This is a genomic window from Alteromonas profundi (assembly GCF_010500865.1).
GTDB lineage: Bacteria > Pseudomonadota > Gammaproteobacteria > Enterobacterales > Alteromonadaceae > Alteromonas > Alteromonas profundi.
In genome coordinates this window covers 1-1305 of sequence record NZ_JAAAWN010000080.1, presented here as the reverse complement: position 1 = coordinate 1305, position 1305 = coordinate 1, and the positions used below count along the sequence as shown (strand labels likewise).

Annotated in this window: 1 protein-coding gene; it reads right to left on the bottom strand. The window is 49.3% G+C overall.

All coding sequences use genetic code 11. From position 1 onward, the window contains the following. Window positions 1-1092, bottom strand: a 1092-nt coding sequence (ltrA, locus tag GTH32_RS19230) for a group II intron reverse transcriptase/maturase (protein WP_343033462.1), incomplete at its 3' end; no start/stop codon positions are given. Window positions 1093-1305 lie beyond the last annotated feature (213 nt).

Here is a 1305-nt window from a genome sequence, read left to right as displayed (position 1 = left end):
CCAGCGATGGAGGCGGCTCGCCTTCTTCCATAACTTAAGTTGGATGCTGCGCAAGCGGCGCCTTAGCCAGCTCGCTATTTGCTTAAATGCCCTGCTCGCATTGGCTATCTTGAAGTAGTGACTAAACCCTCTTAACAGTGGGTTTAAGGTATTGATGACTGATTGCAGCGGTATTCCGCTATTGCGTTTCGTCATCTGCTTTAGCTTCGCCTTAAACGCGGTGAGTTTCTTAGGTTGTATGCGGGTATGTTTCGTCCCGATTTCAACGCCGAGGAACTTCACACCATCATCACTGTGTGTGATGTGTGTTTTCTCCGTATTTACGCTTAGCTTTAGTTTTCCTTCTAAGATTTGCGTGGCTTGCGCTTTGGCATTCTCTGCCGCTGCACGACTGCAACACAAGATAAGGATGTCATCAGCATAGCGCACTATTCGGTGGCCCCGCTGTTTCATTTCCTCATCAAACGCATCCAGATAGATGTTCGCTATGAGCGGGCTTATCACCCCGCCTTGCGGACTGCCTGTTTCTGTTTGCTGCCAATGGCCATCTACCATCACCCCACTTTGTAAGAACTGAGCAATGAGGCTCAGCACACTGCCGTCACAGACCCGTCTTTTGATACTCTTAATGATAAGCGTATGGTCCAGCTTATCGAAGCACTTCGACAAGTCCATATCCACCACGTGTCGTCGTCCGTATCGTCGGATGAACATCGTGGCTTTATTGATGGCATCGTGACAGCTCCGCTTGGGTCTATAACCAAAGCTTGATGGATGGAACTGTTCTTCGAAGATGGGCGTAAGGAGGTCATTTAAGCATTGTTGAACGACCCTATCCCTTACCGTTGGGATCCCCAATAAACGCTCGCCGCCTCCATCTTTCGGGATAACTACCCGCCTTACCGGTTGCGGTTGATAGCGTTTGGTTTTGAGTTCGAGAAGAAGCTGCGTGAGTTCATTATCCAGATTTGAGGCAAACGCACTCAGGCTCTGCCCATCTATTCCGGCCGCGCCTTTCGCTTTGAATACCTTTTTAAATCCCTTGAACAGTCTTGCTTTATTAAGCAAGTGACCGTACAAACTGTAATACACCCGCACGCTTCTCCCCGAAGATGGTGTGCTGTGTGGGGGCCGATGACTTCTCTTCGTGTTGGTCTATTTCACATGGTGGTTGAGCGTGCTAGCCAAATGGCAATCTACTCAACGTTTCCCACATTACTCCCATGTACCGTTTCGTAGCCAGTCTATCGCTTCCGCGACAAACCAAGTACAAAGACGTCGATAGCTAGTCGATTCGTGTACCAC